Origin of the sequence: Salinicola sp. LHM, from assembly GCF_034479735.1 — a bacterium.
Classification (GTDB): Bacteria; Pseudomonadota; Gammaproteobacteria; order Pseudomonadales; family Halomonadaceae; genus Salinicola; species Salinicola salarius.
In genome coordinates this window covers 80136-107083 of record NZ_CP140261.1, presented here as the reverse complement: position 1 = coordinate 107083, position 26948 = coordinate 80136, and the positions used below count along the sequence as shown (strand labels likewise).

The following is a 26948-nucleotide window of genomic DNA, read 5'->3' as shown; positions in this document are numbered from 1 at the left end:
GCCGGACCTTCTGGCCCGGCCGTCTTCAATGGCGAGACTTGGCTACTGGCTGGCTTGCGACGGATAACGATGCATCAGATCCAGCAGGACGCCGTTGGTCCAGCCGAACCCGTCGACGACATCATATTCACCGCCGCCGCCCACGGCGGGGTCGACCACGTCGTATTTTTCGACCAGCTTGCCGGTCTGTCGGTAGACCGCGCGATTGGTTTCGATCCAGCGCCGGGCGATGGTTTCGGCCAGGTCGTCGTGTCCGTAGCGGTCGAGACCGGAAACCGCCAGCCACTGCAGCGGCGCCCAGCCATTGGGCGCATCCCACTGTTCGCCGGTGTTATGCGTGGTGGTGACCATGCCCCCTGCGCGCAGCAGCTCGCGCCGCACCGTCTCGGCCGTGGCATCGGCCTTGGCCGGGTCGGCAACGCCAAACGCCAGCGGATAGACCATGGCCGCTGAAATCGCGTTGGTCAGATGCCCCTCCCGCCAGTCGTAATCGGTGTAGTAACCCCCGTCAGGTTGCCAGAAGACCCGGTTGATCGCGCTTCGACGTTGTTCGGCCAGCGCCTCGAAGCGTGCCGCCTGGGAGTCATCGCCCTGGACCCGCCACGCGTGCGCCAGGGTGCGTTCGAGCTGGTACAGCAGCGCGTTGAGATCCACCGGCAGGATATCGCGGGTTTCGATGGTGGTCTGGTGCTGGCCATCGGCCATCCAGCGCGAGCTGAAGTCCCAGCCACTTTCGGCAGCGGCTCGTAGATGGCCGTACAGTTCGGGAGCCGGCCGGTCGCTACGCGCGGCCAGCTCGCGTTCGGCGGCGTAGGCTTCCGGCCGGGGCCAGTTCTCGCTTCCGTGATAGCGATTGAGCAAGGTGCCGTCGGCCAGTCGAACCACGTGCTCACGTACCTCGCCGGGGCCGATTTCATCGGCGCCGCGCATCCAATAGTCGTGTTCCCGCATCAATTCGGGCAGATAGCGGCGATAGACGGCTTCTCCGTCATGCTCCGCCAGCAGCGCTACCATCGGAGCGAAGAACGGCGGCTGGCTACGCGTCAGAAAATAGGTCCGCGTACCGTTGGGCACGAACCCGTAAGTGTCGATCAGCCAGGCGAAGTTGTCGACCATGTCGCGCACCAGGTCGAAGCGGTCGCTGCGCGCCAGGCCTAACATGGTGAAGTAGCTGTCCCAATAGAACATCTCATTGAAGCGCCCGCCCGGCACCACGTAGGGCTCGGGCAGCGAGACCAGACTGCTCCAAGGGCCTTCGTCGGTATCCGCTGGGTCCCGTGTCAGATAGGGCCACAGGTTGACGACGTGGGTCTCGATCGAGGTATCGGCCGCCTCGCTAAGGCGCGTTTCGTTCTCCGGACGCGGATCGAAGTTGGCATCGACGAAGGCTTGCAACCGGGCCTTGTCGATTTCCCCTTCCTGCTGCTGCAGCCGTTCGAAGTCGGCCACGATAGCCGCGGGGTCGCGCTTGGGCACCAGATCGACCACCGACTTCCCATCCGGATAGAGCTGCGCCATGGCGACGGCCTTCATTACCGGCCCCCAGGTACGATCCGGGGACTGCCTGGCGGTCTTGGCAGGCGCCTCTTGCACCGGTTCCCGCTCGATGCCCTGCGTGCCGCAGCCGCCCAGCAGCAGCGCTGTCAGCAGTAAGGCGGTCCACCCCAGCCTCATCTGCCGATAATTCCCAAGCCATTCCATTGTCGTTCTCCTCACGGCCATGTGTCGGAAGTCAGTGTCGGAAGTCATAGCTAGCCAGACTTCAGCGACGAAGCCCATGCCGCTTTCGAGGTATGGCGCCTGTCCGAATGACAAACGCCCCGATCATGAATCGAGGCGTTTCCAAGAGTGGAGATTCGAATATCCCCAGCGGTTACAACGCTCCGTCGGCGATGGCTCTGGCCATGGTGGGAGACAGCGGCAATCTGGGCAGCAGCGTTGCCTGATAGGCATGATAGAGATCCGCCTTGCCGCTCCAGATTTCGCTGGATGGGTTGTTGTGGCGGTCGAGTTCCTGCCACCAGCTGCCCCGTTCGCGATCGATCAGGAAACGATCGATGTAATCCCAGAAACGGCGATACCAGGTTTCGTAGGTTGCGTCGCCGGTACGCTTGAGCAGCGCCGCGGCCGTGGCGGCGGCTTCGGCCAGCGTCCAGTGCATGCGCTCGTGAACCACCGGCTGGTTTTTCCAGTCGTGAGTGTAAATGAGCCCTGGCTCGCCATCGACGTTCCACGCCAGCTCGGTCGCGCTATGGAACAGCCCCTGCGCATCCTCCAGCAGCCAGCCCGGCGCCGCTTCGCCATGGCGCAGCAGCCCGCCTTCGAGATGCAACATCAGCCGCGCCCATTCGAAGGCGTGACCAGGCGTGGCGCCGTAGGGTCGGAACTGATCCTTGGGCGTTTCCTGGTTGTAGTCGCGCCATTCGTTCCACTCGCTGTCGAAGTGCTCGACGACACGATAGTCGTTGGGCCTGGCGTGGGCGTGAATGATCCTGTCGACGATGGAGAGCGCCCGCGCCCGCCACTTCGGCTCGTCGAGAACGTCGGCGAGTTGCAGGAAGGCCTCGGTCGAGTGCATGTTGCTGTTGCCGCCGCGATACGCCTCGTCTTCGCGCCAGTCGCGGGAAAACCCCTCGCGCATGCGCCCTTCGTCTTCGGACCAGAACCGGGTTTCGATCACGTCGATGATATCGTCCAGCAGCGGCTTGGCGTCTTCGTTGCCGGCTTGCCAGGCGCTGGCCGCCGCCAGCGCGACGAAGGCGTGAATGTAGGCTTGCTTGGTCTGCGTTTCGCCCGCCTTGGGCCGTTCGCCATACCAGCCGCCGTGCTCATCGTCGTGCAACCCACCTCTCAATGCCGCGACGCCGTGTGCCACCAGCGGTGCCATGCCGGGCTCGCCACGCATGGCGGCCAGCGCGAAACAGTGCGTCATGCGGGCAGTGATCATGGTGTCGGGGTTGGCATCCGCCGGCAGTCGTCCGTCTTCGTCCAGCGCCGCAAAACCGCACTCGGCATGGCGCGAGGCACGATAGAACGCCAGCAGGCGCTGGCCTTCGCACTCCAGCCAGTGATGATGCGCCGGCCGATCCAGCCAGCTGTCCTGACGTGGCGGCAAATTGTGAGTCGTACCTGGCATGTTCGGGGCCTCCTTTTGCCCGAGAATTGCTGTTGGTGCTCGAAGACCCTGGGCGATTCCCGAGCAGGGCTCCATGACTTCGATCTTTGGGTGACCGATCAACCGTTGACGATCATGCCGCCGTTGGGGTGTAGCGTCTGGCCGCTGATGAAGGACGCGTCCAGCGATGCCAGAAAGACATAGCACGGCCCCAGCTCGGACGGCTGCGCGGCCCGCCCCATCGGCGTGTCGGAACCGAAATCTTCCAGCATCTGCGGATCGTGGGCACCCAGGGTGGCGGGTTGCAGCGGCGTCCACACCGGGCCGGGCGCCACCGCATTGACCCGAATGCCGCGCGCCACTACCTGATTGGAGAGCGAACGGGTGAAGCTGATGATCGCGCCCTTGGTGGCGGTGTAGTCGACCAGGAAATCGGGCCCGATATACGCATTGACCGAAGCGGTGTTGATGATCGAATCATCTTCTCCCAGGTACGGCAATGCCGCCTTGGTCAAATAGAACATGCCGTGAATGTTGGTGGCGAAGGTCTGTTCCCACTGGTCATCGTCGAGCTCGGTAAGATCGGTGCACACCTGCTGGGTGCCGGCGTTGTTGACCAGAATGTTGAGCCCGCCGAAGGTGTCGACGACCTGCTGGAGCGCCGAGCGACAGAACGCGGCATCGCGAATGTCTCCGGCAATCGACAGGCAGCGCCGCCCTTCCGCCTCGATCAGACGCTGCGTCTCTCTGGCGTCCTCGTCCTCGCTGAGATACATGATCGCGACGTCGGCACCCTCGCGAGCAAAGTGGATCGCCGCGGAGCGGCCGATGCCGCTGTCGGCGCCAGTCACCAGGGCGATCTTGCCCTCCAGCTTGCCGCTGCCGCGATAGCCCGGCCGGATGAACTCCGCCGGTGGCTGCATCAAGCCTTCCTTGCCGGGTAGTGACTGCTGTTGCGCATGGATTTCGGTCTTCTTGACCATATTGGCCGCTCCTTGGCTTCGGGTTGGATACACTGACTGAATCGAGTCATCCGCGATGCAGAGCGAACGCCAGAGCGCTTGCCCATGAGCGTAGCTTTACTACGCGACGCTATCAGTCTTAGTTGAGCGCTGTTCTCTCGACAAGCCGAGCGCGATCGGAACAGGCAGCAAGCCAGACACGACCGGAACAGGCCGAACGCGAACCCGATCAAGTGCCGACGACGCCGAACACCCAACCGACCCCGGCCGTGGCGGCCATGGCCAGCACACCCCACACGACCACACGGACGACAGCGACCCGCACGCGCGAACCACCCACTTTGGCCGACAGGATCCCCAGCAGGCCGAGTGCCAGCAGCGAACCGATGGCGACGACCAGCACGATCCCCTGACGAGGTGCCAGCAGCGAGGCGACGATCGGCAACGCAGCGCCAGAGAGGAAGGTCAGTGCCGAGGCCATCGCCGCCTGTAAAGGCCGCGCTTCACTGACATGGCTGAACCCGAGTTCATCACGCGCATGGGCCGCCAGCGCGTCGTGGTGCATCAGCTTCTCGGCGACCTCCTGCGCCAGCGTGGAAGAGAGACCCCGCGCTTCGTAGATCTCCGCCAGCTCACGGGTTTCGGACTCGTAGTTGGCGGCCAGCTCGCGACGTTCTCGTGCCAGGTCGGCGCGCTCGGTATCCTTCTGCGAACTGACCGAGACGTACTCGCCCGCGGCCATCGACATCGCTCCGGCCACCGCCCCGGCCGCCCCGGCAGTCAGCACGCCAGCCAGCGTCGCACCCGCCGTCGCCATGCCGATGACCAGGCTGGCGGTGGAAACGATGCCATCATTGGCACCCAGTACCGCCGCTCGCAACCAGCCCACGCGATCCGAGTAGTGACGCTCCTTGGGTATGGACATTCCCGGCTCGTGCCGCAGCTCCGATTTCATGAGACTCCCGTCGCTTGCAGGCTCGGTATGGCCCGATATTCGTCGTTTCGCAGCTCCGTTGGCTTTGGCAATACCTAAGGCATCAGAAGCCACAGTTTCATCCTCAGTATCTTTCGTTCCAACGACAAGGTGCAACACGCGCCCTCGATAAATCGCCCGGGAGAGGACACGGGCGAATCTCGTCGCGCAGCGGCCACGCCAGCCAGCATGAGTTTTCTCGTTCCGAACGAAATCGATGAATCGATCGGCTGTAAAACGTCATTTTCTGACGCCCTATTTTCGCGCGGCTGGCAAGTCCTTATCACAACCTATCGTTAGTAACATTTAATACTTTAGTAGCCTGAGCGAATAGCGCTGTGTGAAAACAAAGTCTTTAACCTATTGTTTTTAAAATTAAATTAGTAAAAACCGCTGGAGTTAGTTTAGACTTTTGTCTTTATAGACCATGGTTACAATGAAAGTTTACGTAGTAATAGAAATAATGGCTCTCAATCGGATAGCCGGCGATAGCGAATAACGAACGGTCGCGTCGCCATTTCGGCTAACGCCTGAACGGTGGGCGTTTGACTGTCTTCAAGGCCATATCATTAAAAGCAGAGCGTGTTACGACGCGAGGAACACTGGCCCAGGAAAATGCCCCAAGCCCAAGGGAACGCAAGAACAGAGATACCGACAATTTCAAAACCCGAATCGACTCATGTCTTCGCTGCTATCGATCACGATGTGAGTACGCCGAGCACGACGCTTTGACAGAGCCTCGCGTGTGTCCCCGGACACGCCGGTTGCGAGTTTTCCAGAGCGTCTTGCGCAGCCGAATGATCCATACGGTTGCCAATGACAGCAGTCAAAAGCAGCAATCAACGACAAGACCACGAGGGACACCGATAATGATTGCCTCACACTCCGTGCTACGCCGGCCGCTCCTCGCCGCGGTCATCGGCGCTTCCTGCGTCATGCCGGCACTGGCCCATGCCGACATCAACCCCAACTTCTTCGGCTACGCCCGTTCCGGCATCGGCTCGACCGCCGGCGGCGGCAGCCAGACCTGCTTCAAGTCAGCGGGTGCGCCAGCCAAGTATCGTCTGGGTAACGAATGCGAAACCTATGCCGAGATAGGGCTCGGCGCGCAGCTTTATCAGCAGCAGGATACGACGTTCGACTTCACCAGCCGCGTATCCTATGTCACCGCGCAGGACAACGATGACGAGTCGCTCAAGGACGATGACAACAACATCGCCCTGCGCGAGATGTTCGTCACCGGCACCAATGTCGTCGACGGCCTGCCCGACGGCGCCCAACTGTGGGCCGGTAAGCGCTTCTACAAACGTCACGACATTCACATGAACGACTTCTACTACTGGGACGTTTCGGGTCCCGGTGTGGGGTTGTCCGACATCGATGTCGGCACCGGCAAGTTGAGCTTCGCCTGGGTCAGAAGCTCCGGCGGCGATAACGGCGATGGCTCCTTTCCGGACGCCGGTCAGCAAATATCCGACGACACCATCGACGTGCGCTGGACCGATATTCCGGTTAACCCCAACGGCTCGCTACAGATCGGTGTCGACTACGGCCGATCGTCGCTGTCCGATTGGCAAAAGGATTACTACGACGATTACGACGTCGACTACGACGACGGTGACAAGGGCTGGATGGGTACCATCGAGCACACACAGAGCAACTGGTTCGGTGGCAGCAACATCATAGCGCTGCAGTATGCCACCGACGGCATCATCACCCGCGACGGCAATGCGGTGGGTCGTGGCACCGGCTCGCTGCGCCAGGAAGGCGACATGTGGCGCGTGCTCGACCAGGGCCAGGTCTGGCTGGTGCAGGACAAGCTCGACATGCTCTACACCGCCATCTACGAAGACAAGGACATGGACGACAACACCGGTCGCAAGTGGTTCTCTGCCGGCGTGCGTCCCGTCTACTACTGGAGCGATATCATGAGCACGGCGGTCGAGCTGGGCTATGACCGCATCGAGCCGCAGGGTGGCGTGAACGGCTATGACAGCGGCGATCACCATCTGACCAAACTGACCCTCGCGCAGCAGTGGTCGGCCGGACGCGGTGCCATGATTCGCCCCACCATCCGTCTGTTTGCCACCTACGCCCAGTGGAATGGCGATGCCTATAACAGCGATGCCGATAACTACAGAACCGCTCACGCGCTGGATGCCGGCGCCGGCCCCAACAATGTCGACATCGACGACAACAACGGGCTGACCTTCGGTGCCCAGATGGAGGTATGGTGGGGGAGTTGATCGTCTCTCGGTCGGCCGCCGCTCGCCGACAACGCTAGCCTAATCGTTTCGATCCTTGAGGCTCCGTCGCACTGTCGGCGGAGCCATTTTTCTTTCGCACTCGGGAGTTCATCGCATGTCACAACGCCCTCTCGCCATCCTGCTCTCGGGACTGGCCCTTACCAGCCTGGCGGGCTGTGCCTCGCTGGGTTCCTCTGACACCCCTGTGGCGCCTGCCAAGCAAAGCCAGCAAGCACTCGATCAAGCCACGGACTGTTGTGACTCGCTCGCCGCCTTGCCTTATCAACCATTGGAGGTCGGCAAATCACAGCCACTGGCACTCGACACGCAGGCCCCGATGCACCGTTTCGAGGACGGGACCAGCTACTTCCAGGCGTTTGAATTGCCACGCACGCGCGAACCGCTGACGTTCGAACTCACCAGCACCATCGCCAATGATCAGGTCTTCGCTCCTACCGTGCTGGTCCTCGATGACGATTTTCAGCCCACGCAGCGCGTCACCAGCGATAAATTCGACTACCTCAGCCCCAACGGTTTCGCCGGTGCGCGTCTGGGTGCCACCTTCGACATCACCCCCGGCCCCGATGCCGCCTATCTGGTGATCTACAGCAACGACACCGCGCGTCAGGACACGACGCAGTATGAAAGCGCGGAAAAAGTCTATGCCCGCGTGCGCGGTTTCGAGCTCCCCCCGGGTCCCGATCCGGTGGCCGAGCACACCGCGACTGGCAACGTCATGCTAGAAAGCGAAGCCCGTGATGCCGCTGGTGGCCTGCTGACACCCATCCTCGGCACGCGCTCACGTTCCGACAATGCACCGACGGATATCCGCACCGCATCTTCGAGCGACAGGCAGGCAAGCACGGCGACCCCGGCCGACGCAGCGGACTTCGATTACCGCCGAATGATCGATGCCGCGCTCAAGGCCGGCGATGTCGAACTCGCGCTGGATCTTGCCGAACGCGCCGAACGCAGCGGGCACCCCGGCACCCGGGCCTGGCTGGCCGAGCGCCTGCAAACCAAGACGCCCTGAGTCATCCCGGGTTTCCGGACTCGCGATTCCCGGCGACGAGACAGTCTCTTTCTTACCATCGTGACGCCTTGCCATCGTGACGCGGCGAACGCGTCACGATGGTAAGCCAGGCTTAAGTCAATCCTAAGCCGGTGATGTCTAGGATGAGGCTGACTCGTTCGCTCAAGGATCATCCACCGTGAACCACTCGTTGTCCAACCGCTATTCGGCCAAGGCCCGCCACTTTCACTGGACCGTTGCCGCGCTGGTTATCCTGGCTTACTCACTCATCCTGTCGACGGATATTTTCCCGCGAAGCACCGGCATACCGGCCTTTCTGCTGCAGAGCCATTTCTGGGCGGGTATCGGTGTGTTCCTTCTGGCGTTCCCCCGATTGATCGAACGCCTGCGTCACTTACCTCCTCCCGTGTCGCCACCACTGCATCCCAAACTCGAGCTGGCGTCGCGCATCACCCACTGGGCGCTCTACGCGTTTCTGTTCGCGCAGCCGCTGCTGGGCATCATGACAGTCTGGCTGAGCAATGGCGCGATCCCGGTCCCCGGCACGTCGCTGGCGGTGCCGTCGCCGTTCGGCGTGACGCCGCATCTCGGCCACTCGCTGGAGTCGATCCACAAGACGCTGGGAACGGCGTTCTACTATGTGATCGGGCTGCATATCGCCGCGGTGCTGTGGCACCAGTTCGTCCGCCGAGACGATCTGCTCAAGCGGATGTGGTAAAGCGATTCAAGCGGACAGGGTGAAATTTGGGCGGCGCGAGGAGGCTCGCGCCGCCGGAGGCGCTCACTCGAGAATGTGGAATCCATCCAGGTGGCGTTGATTGAGCGAGAGCCCCAGCCCCGGCACGTCGTCGGCGAGATCGAGATGGCCGTCGACGGGTTCCGGGTCGCCTTCGAACAGGTAGTAGAAGAGTTCGTTGCCGATCTCGACGTCATGCACCGGAAAGAACTCCGACATCGGCGACGCCAGTGACGACATCGTCAGATGGTAGTTGTGCATCTGCCCGGCATGCGGAATCACCGGCACTTCGAACGCTTCCGCCATGGCGTTGATCTTGCGCGCCACGGTGATGCCGCCGACCCGATTGGTGTCGTACTGGATCACCGAGACCGCGCGCTTCTCCAGCAGCTGACGGAACCCGTGCACGGTGAATTCATGTTCGCCGCCTGAAATCGGCATCGGCGCGATGCGATTGAGCTCGGCGTAACCGTCGATGTCGTCGGCGATCACCGGCTCCTCCAGCCAGCGCAGCTCGAACGGTGCCAGCTTCGGCAGCATGCGTCGGGCGTAGTCGAGATTCCAGCCCATATAGCAGTCGGCCATCAGGTCGATATCCTCGCCGATCACCTCGCGCACCGCCGCGACGCTCTTCACGTTCTCGCGCATGCCCTTGGGGCCATCCTTGGGGCCGAAGCCGAAGCGCATTTTCATCGCCTGGAAGCCCTGGTCGAGATAGCGCTGCGCCTCCGCCTGCATGACGTCGAGATCGTCATGATAGAGTTTGGAGGCGTAGCACGGGATCTTCTCCTTGGTTCGCCCGCCGAGCAGCTTGAACACCGGCTTGTCGAGCGCCTTGCCCATCAGATCCCAGATCGCGATATCGACCCCGGAGATCGCCGCCATGCCGATACCGCGCCGCCCCCAGGCCAGCGTGGCGCGATACATGCGCTGCCACAGATACTCGTAGTCGAACGGATCCTGCCCCACGACCAGCGGCGCCAGATGCTGGTCGACGATGGTCTTGGCGACCCGTGGCGCCAGCGCCACGTTGCCGAGACCGACGAGACCGCTGTCGGTCTCGATCTCGATCACCGTCCAGCCGTGGAAGCGAAAGCTCTGCATGGCGTCGCCGCGATCCCATAGCGCATCCATGGCATTGGTGCAGAAATGCGCCTTGGGCGGCACCGTCTCGCCCTTCCACTCGAACACGCGGGCGCGGACGTGGGTGATTTTCATGTCGGAACTCCTTGTCGTTGGCGTTTTGACCTCGATTCGCCGTGTCGCTTTCAATCTACCGTCGTCTCTCAACCCACGAACGCATTGGCGATCAGCAGCGCCACCAGCCCGGTGGCCCAGCCCAGCGTGGTCGGCACCGACAGCACCAGCAGCTGATGCTTGGCGGTCTTGACCCCCAGCAACCGGTTGACCACCCAGAAATAGCTGTCGTTGAAATAGCTGAAGAAGAGCCCGCCGAGACACGCCGCCTGCGCCGCCAGCACCATGTTGACGTCCGGCATCGAGGCCAGAATCGGCGCGGAGATCGAGGCACCGGTGATCATCGACACCGTGCCGCTGCCCTGCACGAAGCGCACCAGCGTGGCGATGAGGAACGGGATCAGCACCGCCGGCAACGCCAGCCCGGCAATGCTTTCGCCGATGTAGTCGCCTGCGCCGCTGGCCCGCAGCACGGCGCCCAGCGCGCCCCCGGCACCGGTGACCAGCAGGATGATACCGGCGCTCTCGACGCCTTTTTCCAGATGCGCCAGCACCTGATCCTTGGGCATTTTCGGCACCAGGCCGTAGACCGCCGTCAACACGCCGATGCCGACCGCGATCACCGGATGGCCGACGAACTGGACGACCTGCACGAAGAGCCCCGGCGAGTCACTGTCGCCCACCACGGCGGTGACCAGCGTATTGAAGAAGATCAGCACGATCGGCAAGGCGATCGGCAGCACCGACTTGAACAGTGTCGGCAGTTCGCTCTCGGCCAGTTGCCCGCGCATCGGGTCCTCGTCGTCGTCGCGTTTCAGCGATCCCGGCACGTCGCGCTCGATCATCGCCTCGATTCGCGGCCCCATGAAGCGTGCGTAGAGCACCATCACGATCAACGCCGGTGCGGTAAAGACCAGCCCCCAGGCGATCATCAAACCGATATCGACACCAAAGATACCCGCCACCCCCAGCGGGCCCGGCGTCGGCGGCACCGCGCTGTGGGTGACCGCCAGCCCGGAGGCGAGCGCAATGCCCAGCGTCAGCACCGAGCGCCCGCTATTGCGTGCCAGCGCCCTCACCAGCGGGTTGAGAATCACGTAAGCGGAGTCGCAGAAGATCGGGATCGAGACGATATAGCCGGTCAGCGCCATGGCCCAGTCTTCACGCTCCTTGCCGAGCAGCTTGAGGATCGAATAGGCCATGCGCTGGCCGGCGCCGGAGACCTCGAGAACCCGCCCCATCATCACGCCGAAACCGATGACCAGACCGATGGTGGAGAGCGTCGAGCCGAAACCGGTGGTAATGGCACCGATCACCGCGTTGGGAGGCATGCCGCCGATCAGGCCGGCGATCGAGGCGGCGATGACCAGGGCGAGCAGCGCGTGAACGCGGGTTTTCAGCACCAGCGCGATCATCACGAAGATAGCGATACCCAGGCCGATGATGACCTGGGGACCTGCGACAGTAGCATCTGTCATGGCGTGAACTCCTTGAGTGGGGTTTTGTGGTGTTGTTGGCTATCAAGGATCGGCGCTGGGTGCGCCGAGAGGCATTTTGGAACGCCGTCAAGCGCGTCCCGAGTTGTCATTGGGTGCCGGATTCATCCTCCCGGTAGGCGTGAATGATGGCGTCGAAATCGGCATCGGCCTGGAACCCCAACGCCAGCGGCCGCGCGGCATCCAGCCCGCCCGGCCAGCTGGCGACGATGGCATCGATGGCGGCATCGGGTTCGAATCGCACCAGCTGGCGGGCTGCCGGGCCGGCCACACGCTCCAGCGCCTCCAGCATCTCGTTTACCGTGACCGTGATGCCGGGCAGGTTGAGCGTGCGCCAGTCTCCCAGCGGCTCGCCGGACAGCGTCAGCGCATGCACCAGGTTGGCGACGACCGCCCGTGGCGAGGAGAGCCACAGCGGCAGCTCCCCCGCCACCGGGCAGACCGCCTCGATGCCGGAGAGCGGCTCGCGAATGATCGAGCTGGCGAACGACGAGGCCGCCTGATTGGGTTTGCCCGGGCGCACCACGATGGTCGGCAGGCGGCAGACACGGCCATCGACGAAGCCGCGCCGGCTGTAATCGTTGACCATCAGTTCGGCCATCGCCTTCTGCGCGCCGTAGGAAGAGCGCGGCCGAGGGCCGATCGCCTCCGGCACCGGCTGGGAGCGCCCTTGAGAGAGCCCTTGTGACAGCCCCGGCCCGAACACCGCCAGCGAGCTGGCGAACAGGAACCGCAGCCGCTTCGAATGTGCCCGGCACGCCTCCAACAGCGTTCGCGTGGCATCCAGATTGACCCGCATGCCCAGATCGAAATCGGCCTCGGCCTGCGAGCTGACCACCGCCGCCAGATGGCAGACGGCGCCTGTATCCTCGGCCAGCGCCTGCTGGATCAATTCAAGTTCGGCGATATCGCCGGTGAGCGATTCGACACGGTCATCGGCTACCGGACACGGCGCCAGATCGATCGACGTCACCCGCGTGACGGCCTGGCCTTCGAGCACGGTTTCTTCCGACAGCAACCGCTGAATCAGTCTCGCGCCGAGAAAGCCGGCGCCTCCGGTCACGATCACATGCATGGCATTTCTCTCCTCTGGCCTCGCCTTCGTCCATCGCATGGCCCTGGTTCGAATGGCGCTGAATCGAACGGCACTGGTTCGAATGGCGCTGGATTGACGAAAGGCGAATTGCGCTGACGTTTGCGATTTAACATCTTGTCTGACAAATTCAGCCGACAGGCAATATCGCCATTGGTCGGAGAACGTCGTCGCACGCCGCCATGGCAGCATCGACGATGTCGCGACTACGACGAATGCATGAGGAATACCGCAGTGAGAGAAGACACGAGGCAGCCGTCGCGCGGCCCGCAGCTTTCCGAACAGGTCGCCCAGCGCTTGAGCGACGCGATACAGGCCGGCGAATGGGGCCGTGGCGCGCGGCTGCCCACCGAAGCGGCACTGGGCGAGCGCTTCGGCATCAGCCGCTCCGTGGTGCGCGAGGCGATTTCGATGCTGCGCAACGGCGGTCTTGTCACCTCGCGCCGGGGCAGCGGCAGTTTCGTCGCCGAATCCCCGACGGTATCGCTACGGCTGGCGATTCCCGATCCCGGCCTGCAATCGGTGGTCGAGGTGCTGGAGCTGCGTCGGCCGCTGGAAGTGGAAGCGGCACGGCTGGCCGCCGAACGGCGCACGCCGTCCCAGCTACGGCGGATTCGCAACGCCATGGTGGATATCGATGAAGCGGTCGAGGCGGGGCTTTCCGGCGTCGATCAGGATCTCGCCTTTCATCGCGCCATCGCCGAAGCGGCCAACAACACCCATTTCACCGCCGTGCTCGATTTCTACAACCGCTTTCTGCACCACGCCATCCGCGTGACGCGGACCAACGAATCGCTGCGCGAGACCTTCATGCAGCAGGTGGTCGCGGAGCATCAGGCCATTCTCGATGCCATTGCCGCGGGCGATGCCGATGCCGCCGCCCGCGCCGCCGCCATTCATCTGGAACACGCCGAAACGCGCCTGCGCCAGGCGCCTACCGACCTGCTCGAGCGCGTGCAGGCACAGAGCGGATCGGGGCCTGCAGCGTCTTCGATATCGAAATCGCCAGAACACATGGGAGACAAATCGCCATGAGTACGACACAACGAACCCGCGTCGGGGTCATCGGGCTGGGCTCGATGGGAATGGGCATGGCCACGTCGCTGGTGCGCGCCGGCTTCGAGACCTGGGGCTGCGACCTGCGCGAGGAAGCACGAGCGAGCTTTGCCGGTGCCGGCGGCCATGCCGTGGCGACGGCGGCGGAGATGGCTGCCGAGGTCGAGATCGTGCTGACCGTGGTGGTCAACGCCGAACAGACCCGCGCGGTGCTGTTCGGCGACAACGGCCTGCTGCCGGGGCTGAAGCCGGGCAGCGTGGTGATCTCCTGCGCGACCTGCGCGCCGGATGCCGTACAGGCGCTGGGGGCCGATCTCGCCGCCCACGATATCCACCTGCTCGATGCGCCGATCTCAGGCGGCTCGGTCAAGGCGGCCGCGGGCCAGCTGACGATCATGGCGTCCGGCCCGGCGGCGCTGTTCGAGCGTGCCGACGACGTGCTCGACGCCCTTGCCGCCAAGGTCTTTCGTCTGGGGGACGGCCTGGGTCAGGGCTCACAGGTGAAACTGGTCAACCAGCTGCTGGCCGGGGTGCATATCGCCGCCGCCGCCGAGGCAATGGCCTACGGCATTCGCGGCGGCTGCGATCCGCAGACCCTGTATGACGTGATCACCCAGAGCGCCGGCAACTCGTGGATGTTCGAAAACCGGGTGCCCCACATCCTGGCTGGCGACTACACCCCGCACTCGGCGGTGGATATCTTCGTCAAGGATCTGGGGATCGTTCACGACACCGCCCACCGCGACAAATTCCCGCTGCCGCTCACCGCGCAGGCGCTCAACCAGTTCACTGTGGCCTCCGCCCAGGGGCTGGGTCGCGAGGACGACTCGGCGGTGATCAAGGTCTACCCTGGCATCACGCTCCCCGGCACGGCCGCCAACGATGCCGGTTTCGGCAACGGCGACGATTCCGGCCCGGGTAGCGATCTCGACGATGGCCCCAACGACCACGGAGGCGCTTGAACGATGGCGAATACCCCTTCAGGACCGATCCTCGGCTGTATCGCCGACGACTTCACCGGCGCCACCGATCTCGCCAGCCAGCTGGTCAGCGCCGGCATGCGCACGCTGCAGACCATCGGCATCCCCGACACACCGCTGGAAGCGGGCGTGGACGCCGTGGTGGTGGCGCTGAAATCGCGCACCATTCCCGCCAGCGAGGCCATCAAGCAATCGATCCAGGCGCTCGACTGGCTGCGGGAACAGGGCTGCGAGCAGTTCTATTTCAAATACTGTTCGACCTTCGATTCGACGCCGGCCGGCAACATCGGCCCGGTCACCGAGGCGTTGATGGAGGCGCTGGATACCGACTTCACCGTCGCCTGCCCGGCGTTGCCGGCCAACCGCCGCAGCGTGTTCAACGGCTACCTGTTCGCCAACGGCGTTCTGCTCAACGAGAGCGGCATGCAGGATCACCCGCTGACGCCGATGACCGATGCCAACCTGGTTCGCGTGCTCGGCGCGCAGACGACGCGGGAGATCGGGCTGATCGACTACGCCACGCTGCGCCAGGGCGACGCCGCGGTGACCGCGCGCATCGAGGCGTTGAAAGCCGACGGTATCGGTATCGCGATCTGCGACGCCATCGATAACGAGGATCTGTTCGTGCTGGCCCGCGCCTGCCGCGATCTTCCATTGGTGACGGCGGGTTCCGGCCTGGCGCTGGGGTTGCCGGCCAATGTCGCCGATCGACTCGATCACCGGCAGGACGCCGCCCGCCTCGAGCCGATCGCCGGTCGCGAGGCGGTATTGAGCGGCAGCTGCTCGCGGGCCACGCTGGCCCAGATCGACCATGCCAAACAGCACATGCCGAGTTTTCACCTCGATGCTCAGGCGCTGCACGATGACTACGCAAGTGTCGTCGACGCGGCGCTCGCCAGCGCCGAAGCCCATTTCCAGGCGCACGCCGACAACGACGGCGGCCCGGTGCTGATCTACGCCAGCGCCGCCCCGGAGGAGGTGCGTCAGGCCCAACAGCGGCTCGGCGTGCAGGAAGCCGGCGAACTGGTCGAGCGGGCGTTGGCCGAAATCGCCAGCGAACTGGTCGGCCGCCTCGGCGTGCGCCGCCTGCTGGTCGCCGGCGGCGAGACCTCCGGCGCCGTGGTTAGCGCGCTCGGCGTTCAGGGGCTGCGGATCGGCGAGAGCATCGACCCCGGCGTGCCGTGGACGACCACGCTGGGGACCGAAGAACCGCTGGCCCTGGCGCTCAAGTCCGGCAACTTCGGCGCCACCGATTTCATGACCAAAGCCTGGAACCTGATGCCATGACCGCGATTCACACTTCGACCTCCTCGACCGAAAGCCGCCTGCGCGAAGAGATCGCCGAGATCGGCCGCTCCTTCCGCAACCTGGGCATGGCGCCGGGCACCTCCGGCAATATCAGCGCCAAGCTCGACGATGGCTGGCTGATGACGCCGACCAACGCCAGCCTCGGCGCGCTGGACCCGGCGGAAATTTCCAAGCTCGACTGGGACGGCAACCTGCTCGCCGGCAAGCCGCCGACCAAGGAGTCGTTCCTGCACCGGGCTTTCTACGAGCAGCGCCCGGATACCGGCGGCATCATCCATCTTCACGCCACCCATTCGGCGGCGGTGTCCTGTCTCAACGGGCTCGACGAACACTCCTGCCTGCCGCCGATCACGCCCTACTTCGTGATGCGGGTCGGCCGCCTGCCGCTGGTGCCCTACTACCGCCCCGGCGATGCGGCGCTGGGCGAGGCGGTGCGCAACTATGCTGCGGACCATGCCGCCGTGCTGCTCGCCAATCACGGCCCGGTGGTGGCGGGCAAGACGCTGGAAGCCGCACGCAACGCCATCGAAGAGCTGGAGGAGACCGCCAAGCTCTATCTGCTGCTGCGCCACCATGACGTGCGCACGCTGAACGAGAAGGAGATCGACGAGCTGCGTGACGCCTTCGGCGCCCAGTGGTAAGCGCGCATTCGTCTGTCCATACCGTCAACCGGATCACCGAGGAATCAGACCATGCCGCGTTTCGCCGCCAATCTCAGCATGATGTTCAACGAAGTCCCGTTCATGGAGCGCTTTGCCAGAGCCGCCGCGAATGGTTTCACCGGAGTCGAGTTCCTGTTCCCGTATGACTTCGAACCCGAAGCGATCGCCGCCGAGCTGAAGCGCCACGGGCTCGAACAGGTGCTGTTCAACCTGCCGCCCGGCGACTGGGCTGCCGGCGAGCGCGGCCTGGCCGCCCTTCCCGGTCGTGAAGCGGAGTTCCGCGACAGCGTCGATACCGCGATTCGCTACGCCAAGGCGTTGAACTGCCCGCGCCTGCACGCCATGGCCGGACTGGTAGAAGAGCCGACATACGAGACTGTCCCGGAAAACGTTTCCCGTGAAACATTTTCCGATAACCATCAGATTTATCTTGAGAATCTTCGCTTCGCCGCGCGAAAGCTCGCCGAACACGATCTGACGTTGCTGATCGAGCCGATCAATACTCGCGACATGCCGGGCTACTTCCTCAATCATCAGGCCGAAGGGCATGCGATCCTCGCCGAGCTGAACGAGCCCAACATCAAGGTGCAGATGGATTTCTACCATACCCAGATCATGGATGGAGATATCTGGAAGACCTACGAGCGCTACCGCGATGGCGTGGGCCATATCCAGATCGCCGGTGTGCCCGAACGGCACGAACCGGATACCGGTGAGGTCAACTACCCGTGGCTATTCGCCCAGCTCGACCAGGCCGGCTACGACGGCTGGCTGGGCTGCGAATACAAGCCCCGCGGCGAAACGGAAGCCGGGCTCGGCTGGTATCGCGCCTATCGGATGTGACCGGCAATCATTCTTCGATCAGCCGGATGCCATCCTCTTCGATGACGATCCGGCGCTGCTTGTAGAGGCGGCCGATGGCCTGCTTGAAGGCATTCTTGCTGACGCCCAGTCGCGCCTTGATGGCGTCGGCCGGGCTCTTGTCGCCCAGCGCCAGGAACCCGTCGTTGTCGGCCAGCGCCGCCAGCACCTTGTCGCCGACCACATCCAGACGCGCCTGTCCCGGCGGCAGTAGCGATAGATCCAGGCGGGCGTCGTCGCGCACGCGACGGACATAACCTTCCACGCGGTCGCCGCGACGCAGCGGCCGCGACATGTCGTCGTGATACAGCAACCCCCAGAAGCGGCTATTGACCACCGCCTTGGCGCCGAGATCGGTCAGATCGGCGATCACCAGCGATACCCGGTCGCCCGCCTTCAAGCCTTCCGACTCGTCCTGCAGGAAGCGATCGAGCTTCATGCTGGCCACCGGGCGCATGCGGTCGTCGACATAGATCATCACCAGCACACGCTTGCCCTCGTCCGGGCGGAAGCGCTGTTCGCCGAACGGCAGCAGCAGATCCTTGGGGCGGCCCCAGTTCAGGAAGGCGCCAATATCGTTGACCTTCGTCACCCGTAGATAAGCGACATCACCCACGTTGACCTGTGGCTCGGCAGCGCGTGACGATTCGGCGGGAGCGTTATCCCGAGGCGTGCGGGTCATAAGGGGTTCTCTGCTGGCAAGCGATGGATGAGATGCTGCCATTATGGCGGGCGCGCCGGTATCGAGCAAAACCGTTCGAAGGCTCTGGCCGGAATGGGAAACTCGGAGCCGGCTTGGCTGAATTCACACAACCGGAGGGAAAAGGTTTACACTCCAGAGCCAATCCATGGATTCGACCTTAGTATTAATCCTGTCGATAGTCGAATTCACTACGCGTGATTAGCAGACTAAAGAGTCGGCTCCCATAATGTCGCCACAGGTTGAGGCCGAGAGGCCATCAATCAAAAAGACATTTTGGAGGTAACGCCATGAAAACTCGCATTCTCGCAGCCATCGCAATCGCCATTGCTCTGCCCGCCGCCGCCCAGGCCAACAGTGCCGTCGAACAACGTCACTTTGATCAGCAGAGCGAAGCGCTCAATATCGAACAGACCGCGCAGTACCACGCACTGCCGACTCGCTACAGCGCCGACACCGTCGATGGCGGCCACAGCACCGCTGCCGATCAGGCCCTGAAGAACGTGGCCGAATCCACTCAACTGACTACCAGCGTGCAGCCGTCCAACAACAGCCTGATCGGCGAAGGTCAGAGCGCTGCTGCCGGCCAGGCGCTGCAGAACGCTACCCAGACCGTCAGCAATGACAAGGGCAACGTCGAAGTGAACTTCGCCACCCTGTAAGTCTTGCCTTCGGCAAAGTGCTAGCCGCTAGCGTATCCAAGGGAGCCATAGGCTCCCTTTTTAGTGTTATCTACTGCATTCCTGCTTTATATCCAGACTTATCCTCCAAGATCATTCTTATCGATAGCTGATTTCACGTCACTTGATTAGTCATCTAACGGAAATCGCCCGATAATGACATCACAGGTTGAGGCCAAGGGCCCCACGCCACAACAGATGATCATTGGAGGCAACACCATGAAAACCCGCATTCTCGCAGCCATCGCAATCGCCATTGCTCTGCCCGCCGCCGCTCAGGCCAACAGTGCCGTCGAACAACGTCACTTTGATCAGCAGAGCGAAGCGCTCAATATCGAACAGACCGCGCAGTACCACGCACTGCCGACTCGCTACAGTGTCGATACCGTCATCGGCGGGCATAGCGCCGCAGCGGACCAGGCATTGGAGAACATCGCCGACGCCACGCAACTCGCCACCAACATCTCGACCAGCCATAACCCGCTGGTGGGTGAAGGCCAGAGCGACGCCGCCGCCCAAGCGCTGCAGCACGCTACCCAGAATGGCAGCAACGACCGCGGCAACGTGGAAATGAGCTTCGCCAGCAACAGCTAAATTGCTGAGCGAGGAGTAGAACAAGGGCCTTCGGGCCCTTTTTTCGTAGCTGTCATTCTCTTTCTTTCGCAACGTTTCAGCCAAGGGAGCGCTCATCGAGCTGCTGCTGAACACATAGGCGAACGGGATGAAGCGCAAGACGACCGGAACGGAGAAGGCAAGACATAACACGGGGGTTAGTCGAATCTCGACCGGGCTGGCGCACCCGTACCGCGCAACGTAGCGATTCGCCTGTGCAGACATTCGTGCAGTGTTTTCCTAAGCGGATCTTTCCGTACTCTTATCTCTTCGTTAATAAGGCAAGCACTTCGCTTCTTTAGCCCAGCGGAGCAGTTGGACAAGCTGAAGCTTTACACTACCTTGATTTATCAGCTGTAACACCAATGGCTCCCTGCACAGGCCGGCTTCCTCGGTTGCCGATTAATGAAATGCGTAAACGGATTCTTCAAGCACTTCTCGCATGCCTGCTTGCCTTCGCGCTGGCCCCAATTTCCGTGGCACAGGAACCGGCATCGCCGGACTCCTTGGATAGCGCGCTCGTTCCGTTGGAAGCGAACGGGCTGATTACCCAGGCGCTGAGTCAGGTCGGCCGATGGGCCGGCGGCCTCGGCGATCAGTTCGGTCAAATCAAACAGGCGGCCCTCGAGTTACCTGACTGGTTCGGGACGCTCTTCAGCAGCGACGATGGCCGAACGTTGCTGATGCAGGCGCTCATCGGTCTTGCTGCAGTATTCATCATCGGTCTTGTTCTCGAGTGGTGGCTGCGTCGTGTACTGAGCCGGCCCCGCCGCGCGTTGATCGAGCACGCCGAGGAAGCCGAAACGAATGCCCGGAAGGAACAGAACCGCAACGGCGAAACGCAACGCCAGGCATTCGAAAGGAAGCAGGACGAAGAGCGGAACGCGACGCAACTATCAGAACAACGTGCCTTCATGGAGACCGTAACGGCTGGAGGCACTCGCCCAGCGGAGGGGAGTGTGGCGCTGGTGCAGACCCATCGAAACGGCATCGATCGGATAGAAGCCGTCCCGGTCGATCCAGCAAACGCGGCGAGTGGCGGACCGGCGGCGGCACAGCAAGCCGTTGCCAGCGCTAACGAGGCAACCGGAAATGACGATATCGCGGCGGAGAGCGCCCGGCATGATCGTAACGGCGCAGCGCCGAGACCGAGCGAAAACTGGGGCACATTGCGACATCTGCCTTTTGCCGCCGGTGTACTGATCCTCGACCTGTTGCCGTTGGTGCTGTTTTTCTGCGCGTCGGGCCTTGTCATGCATTGGCTAGAAGGCGGTAACGAACGCATCCATGCCGTGACGAGTGAATTCGTCAACGCCTATGTCATCACCCGCGTCACCATGGCTGTGGTGCGTCTGCTGGTTTCTCCCGCAAGCTGTGGCCTAAGCCTGCTGAAGGTGAATCACGATCTTTCGGTCGTTCTACACGTCTGGATACGACGCTTCGTCGTGCTTTCCACGTTCGGCATTGCCCTTGCAGGGGCGGTACAAGCCCTGGGTGCCAGCCCGGCGGGAAGCCTGGCGATCATCAAGATCGCTTCGTTGTTCGTGCACATCTTCCTCGTGATACTGATTTTCAAGCTCCGGCATCCGGTCGGCGAAGCCATTGCAGCACCGGCGGAGGCACACGGGCCGCTTGCTTCAATGCGCAACTGGCTGGCGCAGGTCTGGGCTTTTTTTGCCGCTGTCTTGGTGATGGGTGCCTGGGTCGTCTGGGCGCTTGGCGTCGAGAATGGCTTCCCCAGGCTGATTCATTTCATCAGCGTTTCGGGCGTCATCATTATCGCCGCTCGCGTGGTGGCGATCCTCGCGCTAGGCGCTCTAGAGCGGCTATTTCCCACTGCTGCTTCTGCCGAGACGCAGGACAACGGTACGTATGAGAGCCCCGAAACCGGTATTTTCGGTCGCCTGATCGAACGCTACCATCCATTGATCCGTCGCCTGATTTCGCTGGTCATCACGGCCTGTACGGTTGTTCTACTCTGTCAGGCCTGGGGGCTGAACGCGATAGGCTGGTTTGCGCCCGGGACCATCGGGCGCAGTTTAGTCTCGGCGGCTTTGACTATTCTGGTTGCCGTCATCGTCGCGACCGTTGTCTGGCAGACGGTAAACGCCGCAGCCGAGCGGCGGCTCGCGCTCTGGGATAAGCAGGGTGAACGCATGCGAGTGGCGCGCTTGCGTACGCTGTTGCCGATGCTGCGAACCTGCCTGCTCATTCTCATCGTGTTGATTGTCGGCCTGACAGCGTTGAACGAGCTCGGAATCAACACGACACCGCTGCTGGCCGGTGCCAGCATTATCGGCGTTGCGATAGGCTTTGGTTCGCAGAAGCTGGTGCAAGACTTCATCACCGGGATCTTCTTGCTGATGGAGAATGCGATGCAGGTCGGTGACTGGGTGACGGTAGCTGGCGTATCAGGGGTGGTCGAGTATCTGTCGATTCGCACCGTGCGACTGAGAGCCGGCGACGGTTCGCTGCATATCGTTCCCTTCAGCTCGGTATCGACGGTCAACAACACCAACCGCGGAATCGGTAATGCGGAGGTCAGCATCAGCGTCAGTTACGACACGGATATTGAACGAGCGATTACCGAGCTGAAGGATATCGGTGCCGGCCTGCGCAGTGATCCGGCATTCAAGGACCTGATTCTCAATGACCTCGAAGTGTGGGGTGTCAACGCGGTGGATGGCTCGATGGTGACACTGGTCGGCCGGATACAGTGTGTCGATAAAGGGCGCTGGGGAGTTCAACGTGAAACCAATCGACGCATTCTGGAGCGCTTTCGCAAGCTGGGAATCGAAATCGCCGACCCCCGTATACGTCTGCTGGTGCCGCGCGACGCTACAGGGCCTGACGCATCATCAGCACAGTAGCAGGCCGCGCCCGCAGCTTGAGATCGTAGAGTCGCCTTAGTGAGCCCTTGAGGATTTGAGCTTCATCGTCCGAATGCATGGTTCGAAGCTGCTAATGACCTGGTTCCGCACGCAATAGTCATGTGCCGAATTGGAAGCCAAGGGAGAGCGGTTCGGAGGAAGGGAAAGCGTCGGGATCAATTGATTTGTTGGCGCCCAGCAATTCTATAATCACAGGTAGACACGTGTTTTTAATTATATTTTCTAAGTTTGATAATCCAGGTATACCTTCCGATATACCCCTCAGCCTCGTAAGCTAATCGTATGGTTGCTCATCGCACATCCCGTAGCCGCGGCTCCAAGCCCCCAAGCTAGCCTGTCTCTGGGCACTATGTGCCCACAATGTATGCGACGTCAACTACTTTGGCCGCTTGGCGACAATTAAAATGGCCGGTTGGGTGGGGTAGTTGTCGTCAGTCCGACGACCCAGCTTTTCCTCCTTGTAATTGTCGTTGATAAGCACGCTTACGGTAGCTCTCCCCGCTCAGCTCCATCAGCGTGGCGTGGTGCACCAACCGGTCGATGGCGGCCACGGCCATCATGCTGTCGGGGAAGATACTGTCCCAGGCGCTGAACGGCTGGTTGGCGGTGATGATCAGGCTGGCCGACTCGTAGCGATGGGCGATCAGCTCGAACAGCACTGACGTCTCGGCCTCGCTGCGTTGGACGTAGCCGATATCGTCGATCACCAGCACGGCGTACTTGTCGAGCTTGATCAGGGCGTCGCTCAGGCGCAGTGCCTGCTTGGCAGCCTGGAGCTCCTGGACCAGGCTTGAGGCGGTGGCGTAGCGCACCCGGTAACCCTGGTCGACCAGCGTATGCCCGAGCCCGGCCGCCACGTGGCTCTTGCCGACGCCGGAGGGCCCAAACAGCAGCAGGTTGTGAGCCTGGTCGACCCACTGCGTGTCGCCGGCCAAGGCGCTCAGTTGCTGGCGCTGCTCGGCCGCGATGGCGTCGAACTCGAAGGACTCCAGCGTCTTGCCCACCGGCAGCCGGGCCTCCTTGAGGTGCCGGGCCAGCCGGCGTCGCTCACGCTCGGCCAGCTCGTGCTCGCATAGGGCGGCCAGTGTTTGTGGCAGGCTCCAGTTTTCGGCTCGGGCGCGGGTTTCCAGCTGGGGCCAGCAGGCGGCCATGGTGGGCAGGCGGAGCTGTCGCAGTAGCAGCGGCAGCGTCTGGGCATCAGGCATGGCAGCACACCTCTGTGGTCGGCACGCTGGGCACCAGATGGTTGTAGCTGGCGATGTCATGCTGAGTCACCTGGGGGAAAACCAGCGTGGCGCTCGGCGTGGCGGCGAAGCGGGCCTGGAGCTCGGCCAGCGTCGGGCTCTTCCCGCGCGCCAGGGCGCCCAGCCAGTAACTGGCGATCGCCTCGGCCTGGTCCTGCTCGGCGGCCAACGCCAGAGCGCCAACGATGCGCTTGCAGGCCTCGGCGACCGGCAAGGCGGCGGTCAGCCGGGCGTACAGCTCGCGCCACTCCGCACTCGGCAACAGGTCGTCGCGGAACGTCAGCCCCGCCAGCGCCCGGGGCTTGCGGACCAGCCAGCCGATCACATGGCGGTAATCGATGACCCGCAACCGGCCGCTTTCCGGCGTGGCATGCAGCCGCCTCAGCGTCAGCAATGCTTGCTGTGCGTGATGCAGCACCAAGCGATCATCGTAAAGGTGCACCCGCAGGTTCTCGCCGATCAGCCGGGACGGCACCGAGTAGAGCACCTTGCGCACCTGGATGGTGCTGGAGGTAGTGACGCGCACCGTCACCTCGCTGTAGTCGGTACCGGGCCGGCTGGGCAGTGGCTGCAGCGCGCCACGCTCGACGGTGATCCGGGCCGCGTTGCGGCGGTTGATCGCGGTGGTCACCTCATCGAGGAAGGCCTGGTAGTCATCGAGGCTAGCGAAGTCCTGGGAGCCGCGCAGCGTCAGGCGCTGTTGCAGGCGCCGCTTGAAGTGGCCATGTGGCGACTCGATGCTGGCGTTTTCATGGCCGCGCCCTGGGTTATTACGGGTGGCCGTCATGCCGTAGTGAGCGCACAGGGCAGCATAACGCTCGGTGAGGTCGGCTTCCGCCTCCCGGCCGAGGTTGCGGAAGGCCGCCGACAAGCTGTCGGTGCGGTGCTCCGCGGGGACACCGCCAAGCCGCTCCAGCGCACGGGTCAGGCCTTCAGCCAGCGCCGGGTAGCTCTCGCCACCGAGCACCACCCGGACATAACACCAGCCGCTGTAGGCCAGGCGGAAGTGGTAGAGCCGGTGATCAAGCAGCTCCCCTGCCACGGTAATGACAATCCCCTTGAGCTCGGTGAAGTCGGAGAGGCCGCGCAGCCCGGGGCCATGGGTTTGCGGGAACATTACCTCTTTCTCCGGGCCGTGCGCGGCTCGCCAGCCCTTGACCCGGCGCTGCAGGGTTCGCAGCAGGCTGTCCGGGTACTGGCCGGGGTGCTGCTCCTGCAACCACTCCAGCAGGGTCAGTGCCTGCAAGCCCGGGGCGGCGGCCAGCTGGGGGACGAGCGTGGTCTCCCACACATCGGCGAAGGGGTCGGGCCGGGTTCGCCAGTGCCGTGATGCCGGCGGCTCGGAGGACTCGGCCCGGCGTTCGAGGCGGCGAGCGGTTCTGACGGAGAGGCCGGCCTTGGCGGCGGCGACCTCCTGGGTCTGGCCTTGTTGACGTTGCGACATATAGAGCGTGACCTGTTGGCTGGTGACCGCCATACCGGCTCCCTGGTGGGTCGGGACAAGCGGTCAAGCTTAGGGCAACCGGTCACAGTAGTTGTCGTCGGCCGGCCAGAGTAATTGTCGCTCTATACACAATGATCGCCCGTGGGCTTCTCAATCACGGCCAAGGATATCGATCCATGTCAATTCAAGTGAGAGAAGCGAGAGAGACAGACATCGGGGAGATCTTCGCCATTCGCACCAGCGTGGCGGAGAACCACCTTTCGCTCGAGCAGCTTGCCGGAATGGGCATCACACCCGAGGCCGTTGCCGCCGAGATCGCTCGGGGCCCTTGTGTGTGGGTTGCGGAGATTGATCGAGTACCCGTGGGCTTTTCGATGGTTCGTGACGAGACCGGGTGCGTGTTTGGACTCTTCGTCCGCGCCGACCATGAGGGACGAGGCGTGGGCCGCTCACTCCTTGAGAGAGCCGAGCGCCATCTATTCGCCAAATACGACGAGATTTGGCTGGAAACCGAGATCGGCAGTCGAGCCTATGTGTCGGGTCCCGTGTGATTAACCACCCGCCTGGTAAATAAGTCAGGCCGTTTAGTCTGCCATTCTTTCATCATCGCAATAGGTGATTGATGGTGCAGTGCCTTCTGCGGGATGTGGTGATTGTACAGCCAGGTATAGCGTTTCAGCGTCTGTTCCAGGTCCTCGCCTGAGGCATAGCTCCGAGTCGCCAGCACGTCGCTGATGCGGCCGTTGAAGCGCTCCACCATGCCGTTCGTTTGCGGCTTTCCCGGCTTGATCAGGCGGTGTTCGATGTCATGTGCCTGGCACTCCTGGTCAAACGGATGCCGGCCGCTGGGCTTGCGCTCACCTGCACGTGTGAAGCGATCGGTAAAGGATTTGCCGTTGTCAGTCAGCACCGTCTGGATCTTGAAGGGCGCCTTCTCTTCCACCTGCTTCATGAACGCGCGAGCATCCTTCGCGGACTGACTGCTTCGGATCTCCAGATACACCCAACGCGTGGCGCGATCGATGGCGACGTACAGGTAGCGTTTCTGCTGCTCGTCGGGCATCCGAGGCAGGTGCTTGATGTCGATGTGCACATACCCCGGTTCGTAGTCCTTGAAGGGCTTGTGCCTCGGCTTCTCGTCATCTCCGATGTCCTGCCGAGCCAGTTCCGCCAGTGTCGGCACGCCGCGCCGCTGGAGCATGCGATGCAGGCCGGAGCGAGACAACCGGGAGTTTAGGAACTCACGCGCCACGACGAGGAGATCATCCAGGCCGAGGCGAAGGAATTCGCGTGCTGCGATCAGCACCTCCTCCTGCTCGGGCGTGAGCGTGGCCAGCAGGTTGTGACGCGTGTGCGATCGATCATGGACATCGTCACGGTAGCGCCAGCGCCGTATGGTCGCGGTGGCGACGCCATACTGGCGAGCCAGCTCGCTATCCGTGATGCTGGAGGGCGCTGCCTGGATCTCGGCCCGGATCTTCGGTGTCGTGGTCGCTTGTTTATGCAGCTTGATGTCCATGAACTTGCTCCCGGATGAATTGCTGAAGAAGCTCTCTCGCTGCTAGCAGAGGATAACTTCTATAGGCGATCCGATCATCCGGGACCCTACACCTATGCATTTTACGAGCGTGCCGATTGGCTTCCCGTTGAGAAACGGGA

At 62.8% G+C, this 26948-nt stretch carries 23 protein-coding genes; 12 read left to right on the top strand and 11 right to left on the bottom strand.

The features are described 5' to 3' along the window. Positions 1-42 precede the first annotated feature (42 nt). The 4 genes from treA to R5R73_RS00465 all read right to left on the bottom strand — a co-directional run bounded on the left by treA (position 43) and on the right by R5R73_RS00465 (position 5002). Entirely contained in the window at positions 43-1701 is a 1659-nt protein-coding gene (treA, locus tag R5R73_RS00480) for an alpha,alpha-trehalase TreA (RefSeq protein ID WP_322528465.1), read from the bottom strand. Between the two features lie 172 nt (positions 1702-1873). Beyond that, entirely contained in the window at positions 1874-3136 is a 1263-nt protein-coding gene (locus tag R5R73_RS00475) for an AGE family epimerase/isomerase (protein ID WP_110635960.1), read from the bottom strand. Positions 3137-3234: 98 nt separating this feature from the next. Then, a complete protein-coding gene (locus R5R73_RS00470; protein WP_071232373.1) occupies positions 3235-4098 on the bottom strand; it encodes an SDR family oxidoreductase in 864 nt (287 codons plus the stop codon). A gap of 208 nt (positions 4099-4306) precedes the next feature. Further along, entirely contained in the window at positions 4307-5002 is a 696-nt protein-coding gene (locus R5R73_RS00465) for a VIT family protein (protein ID WP_322528464.1), read from the bottom strand. Positions 5003-5919: 917 nt separating this feature from the next. Here R5R73_RS00465 and R5R73_RS00460 point away from each other — a divergent pair. From R5R73_RS00460 to R5R73_RS00450, 3 genes are all read left to right on the top strand, one after another. Then, entirely contained in the window at positions 5920-7296 is a 1377-nt protein-coding gene (locus R5R73_RS00460; protein WP_322528463.1) for a maltoporin, read from the top strand. Positions 7297-7411: 115 nt separating this feature from the next. Further along, a complete protein-coding gene (locus tag R5R73_RS00455) occupies positions 7412-8329 on the top strand; it encodes a MalM family protein (protein WP_322528462.1) in 918 nt (305 codons plus the stop codon). Positions 8330-8507: 178 nt separating this feature from the next. Further along, complete coding sequence (locus R5R73_RS00450; RefSeq protein ID WP_322528461.1) at positions 8508-9047, top strand: cytochrome b; 540 nt, start codon at positions 8508-8510, stop codon at positions 9045-9047. A 63-nt stretch (positions 9048-9110) separates the two neighbouring features. Here R5R73_RS00450 and R5R73_RS00445 read toward each other — a convergent pair whose 3' ends face one another. From R5R73_RS00445 to denD, 3 genes are all read right to left on the bottom strand, one after another. Then, positions 9111-10283: an L-rhamnonate dehydratase gene (locus R5R73_RS00445; protein WP_322528460.1), complete on the bottom strand. Its 1173-nt coding sequence runs from the start codon at positions 10281-10283 to the stop codon at positions 9111-9113. A gap of 68 nt (positions 10284-10351) precedes the next feature. Then, positions 10352-11740 (bottom strand): gluconate:H+ symporter, encoded by a 1389-nt coding sequence (locus R5R73_RS00440; protein WP_322528459.1) that lies wholly within the window; start codon positions 11738-11740, stop codon positions 10352-10354. A 106-nt stretch (positions 11741-11846) separates the two neighbouring features. Next, positions 11847-12833, bottom strand: coding sequence for a D-erythronate dehydrogenase (gene denD / locus R5R73_RS00435; protein ID WP_322528458.1), 987 nt, complete (start codon positions 12831-12833; stop codon positions 11847-11849). Positions 12834-13085: 252 nt separating this feature from the next. Here denD and R5R73_RS00430 point away from each other — a divergent pair, with 252 nt between their 5' ends. Genes R5R73_RS00430 through otnI form a run of 5 tightly spaced genes read left to right on the top strand, consistent with a single transcriptional unit; the run spans position 13086 to position 17700 of the window. Continuing rightward, a complete protein-coding gene (locus R5R73_RS00430; RefSeq protein ID WP_322528457.1) occupies positions 13086-13886 on the top strand; it encodes a FadR/GntR family transcriptional regulator in 801 nt (266 codons plus the stop codon). Further along, positions 13883-14869: an L-threonate dehydrogenase gene (gene ltnD / locus R5R73_RS00425; protein WP_322528456.1), complete on the top strand. Its 987-nt coding sequence runs from the start codon at positions 13883-13885 to the stop codon at positions 14867-14869. Before R5R73_RS00430 ends, ltnD begins: the two co-directional genes overlap by 4 nt. A gap of 3 nt (positions 14870-14872) precedes the next feature. Continuing rightward, the gene (gene otnK / locus R5R73_RS00420; protein ID WP_322528455.1) at positions 14873-16174 is read left to right on the top strand and encodes a 3-oxo-tetronate kinase; all 1302 of its coding nucleotides are present in this window, start codon (positions 14873-14875) and stop codon (positions 16172-16174) included. Further along, on the top strand, positions 16171-16836 hold the full coding sequence (gene otnC / locus R5R73_RS00415; protein ID WP_071232382.1) for a 3-oxo-tetronate 4-phosphate decarboxylase: 666 nt from the start codon (positions 16171-16173) through the stop codon (positions 16834-16836). The genes otnK and otnC overlap by 4 nt, the downstream gene beginning before the upstream one ends. 51 nt (positions 16837-16887) lie before the next feature. Then, the gene (otnI, locus tag R5R73_RS00410) at positions 16888-17700 is read left to right on the top strand and encodes a 2-oxo-tetronate isomerase (RefSeq protein WP_322528454.1); all 813 of its coding nucleotides are present in this window, start codon (positions 16888-16890) and stop codon (positions 17698-17700) included. A gap of 7 nt (positions 17701-17707) precedes the next feature. Here the strand turns inward: otnI and R5R73_RS00405 are convergent, their stop codons facing one another. Further along, a complete protein-coding gene (locus R5R73_RS00405) occupies positions 17708-18400 on the bottom strand; it encodes a S1 RNA-binding domain-containing protein (RefSeq protein WP_071232384.1) in 693 nt (230 codons plus the stop codon). Positions 18401-18708: 308 nt separating this feature from the next. Here R5R73_RS00405 and R5R73_RS00400 point away from each other — a divergent pair, with 308 nt between their 5' ends. From R5R73_RS00400 to R5R73_RS00390, 3 genes are all read left to right on the top strand, one after another. Next, positions 18709-19080, top strand: a complete 372-nt coding sequence (locus tag R5R73_RS00400) for a hypothetical protein (RefSeq protein ID WP_071232385.1) — start codon at positions 18709-18711, stop codon at positions 19078-19080. A 174-nt stretch (positions 19081-19254) separates the two neighbouring features. Beyond that, complete coding sequence (locus R5R73_RS00395; protein ID WP_322528453.1) at positions 19255-19692, top strand: hypothetical protein; 438 nt, start codon at positions 19255-19257, stop codon at positions 19690-19692. Positions 19693-20120: 428 nt separating this feature from the next. After that, the gene (locus R5R73_RS00390; protein WP_322528452.1) at positions 20121-22580 is read left to right on the top strand and encodes a mechanosensitive ion channel family protein; all 2460 of its coding nucleotides are present in this window, start codon (positions 20121-20123) and stop codon (positions 22578-22580) included. Between the two features lie 452 nt (positions 22581-23032). Here the strand turns inward: R5R73_RS00390 and istB are convergent, their stop codons facing one another. Both istB and istA read right to left on the bottom strand, forming a co-directional pair. After that, positions 23033-23806, bottom strand: coding sequence for an IS21-like element helper ATPase IstB (istB, locus tag R5R73_RS00385; protein ID WP_322527534.1), 774 nt, complete (start codon positions 23804-23806; stop codon positions 23033-23035). Then, entirely contained in the window at positions 23799-25322 is a 1524-nt protein-coding gene (istA, locus tag R5R73_RS00380; RefSeq protein WP_416221188.1) for an IS21 family transposase, read from the bottom strand. The genes istB and istA overlap by 8 nt, the downstream gene beginning before the upstream one ends. A 143-nt stretch (positions 25323-25465) precedes the next feature. Between istA and R5R73_RS00375 the strand changes: the two genes are divergently transcribed. Then, positions 25466-25840, top strand: coding sequence for a GNAT family N-acetyltransferase (locus tag R5R73_RS00375; RefSeq protein WP_322528451.1), 375 nt, complete (start codon positions 25466-25468; stop codon positions 25838-25840). Here the strand turns inward: R5R73_RS00375 and R5R73_RS00370 are convergent. Next, positions 25819-26808, bottom strand: a complete 990-nt coding sequence (locus R5R73_RS00370) for an IS481 family transposase (protein ID WP_322527567.1) — start codon at positions 26806-26808, stop codon at positions 25819-25821. The genes R5R73_RS00375 and R5R73_RS00370 overlap by 22 nt on opposite strands. Positions 26809-26948 lie beyond the last annotated feature (140 nt).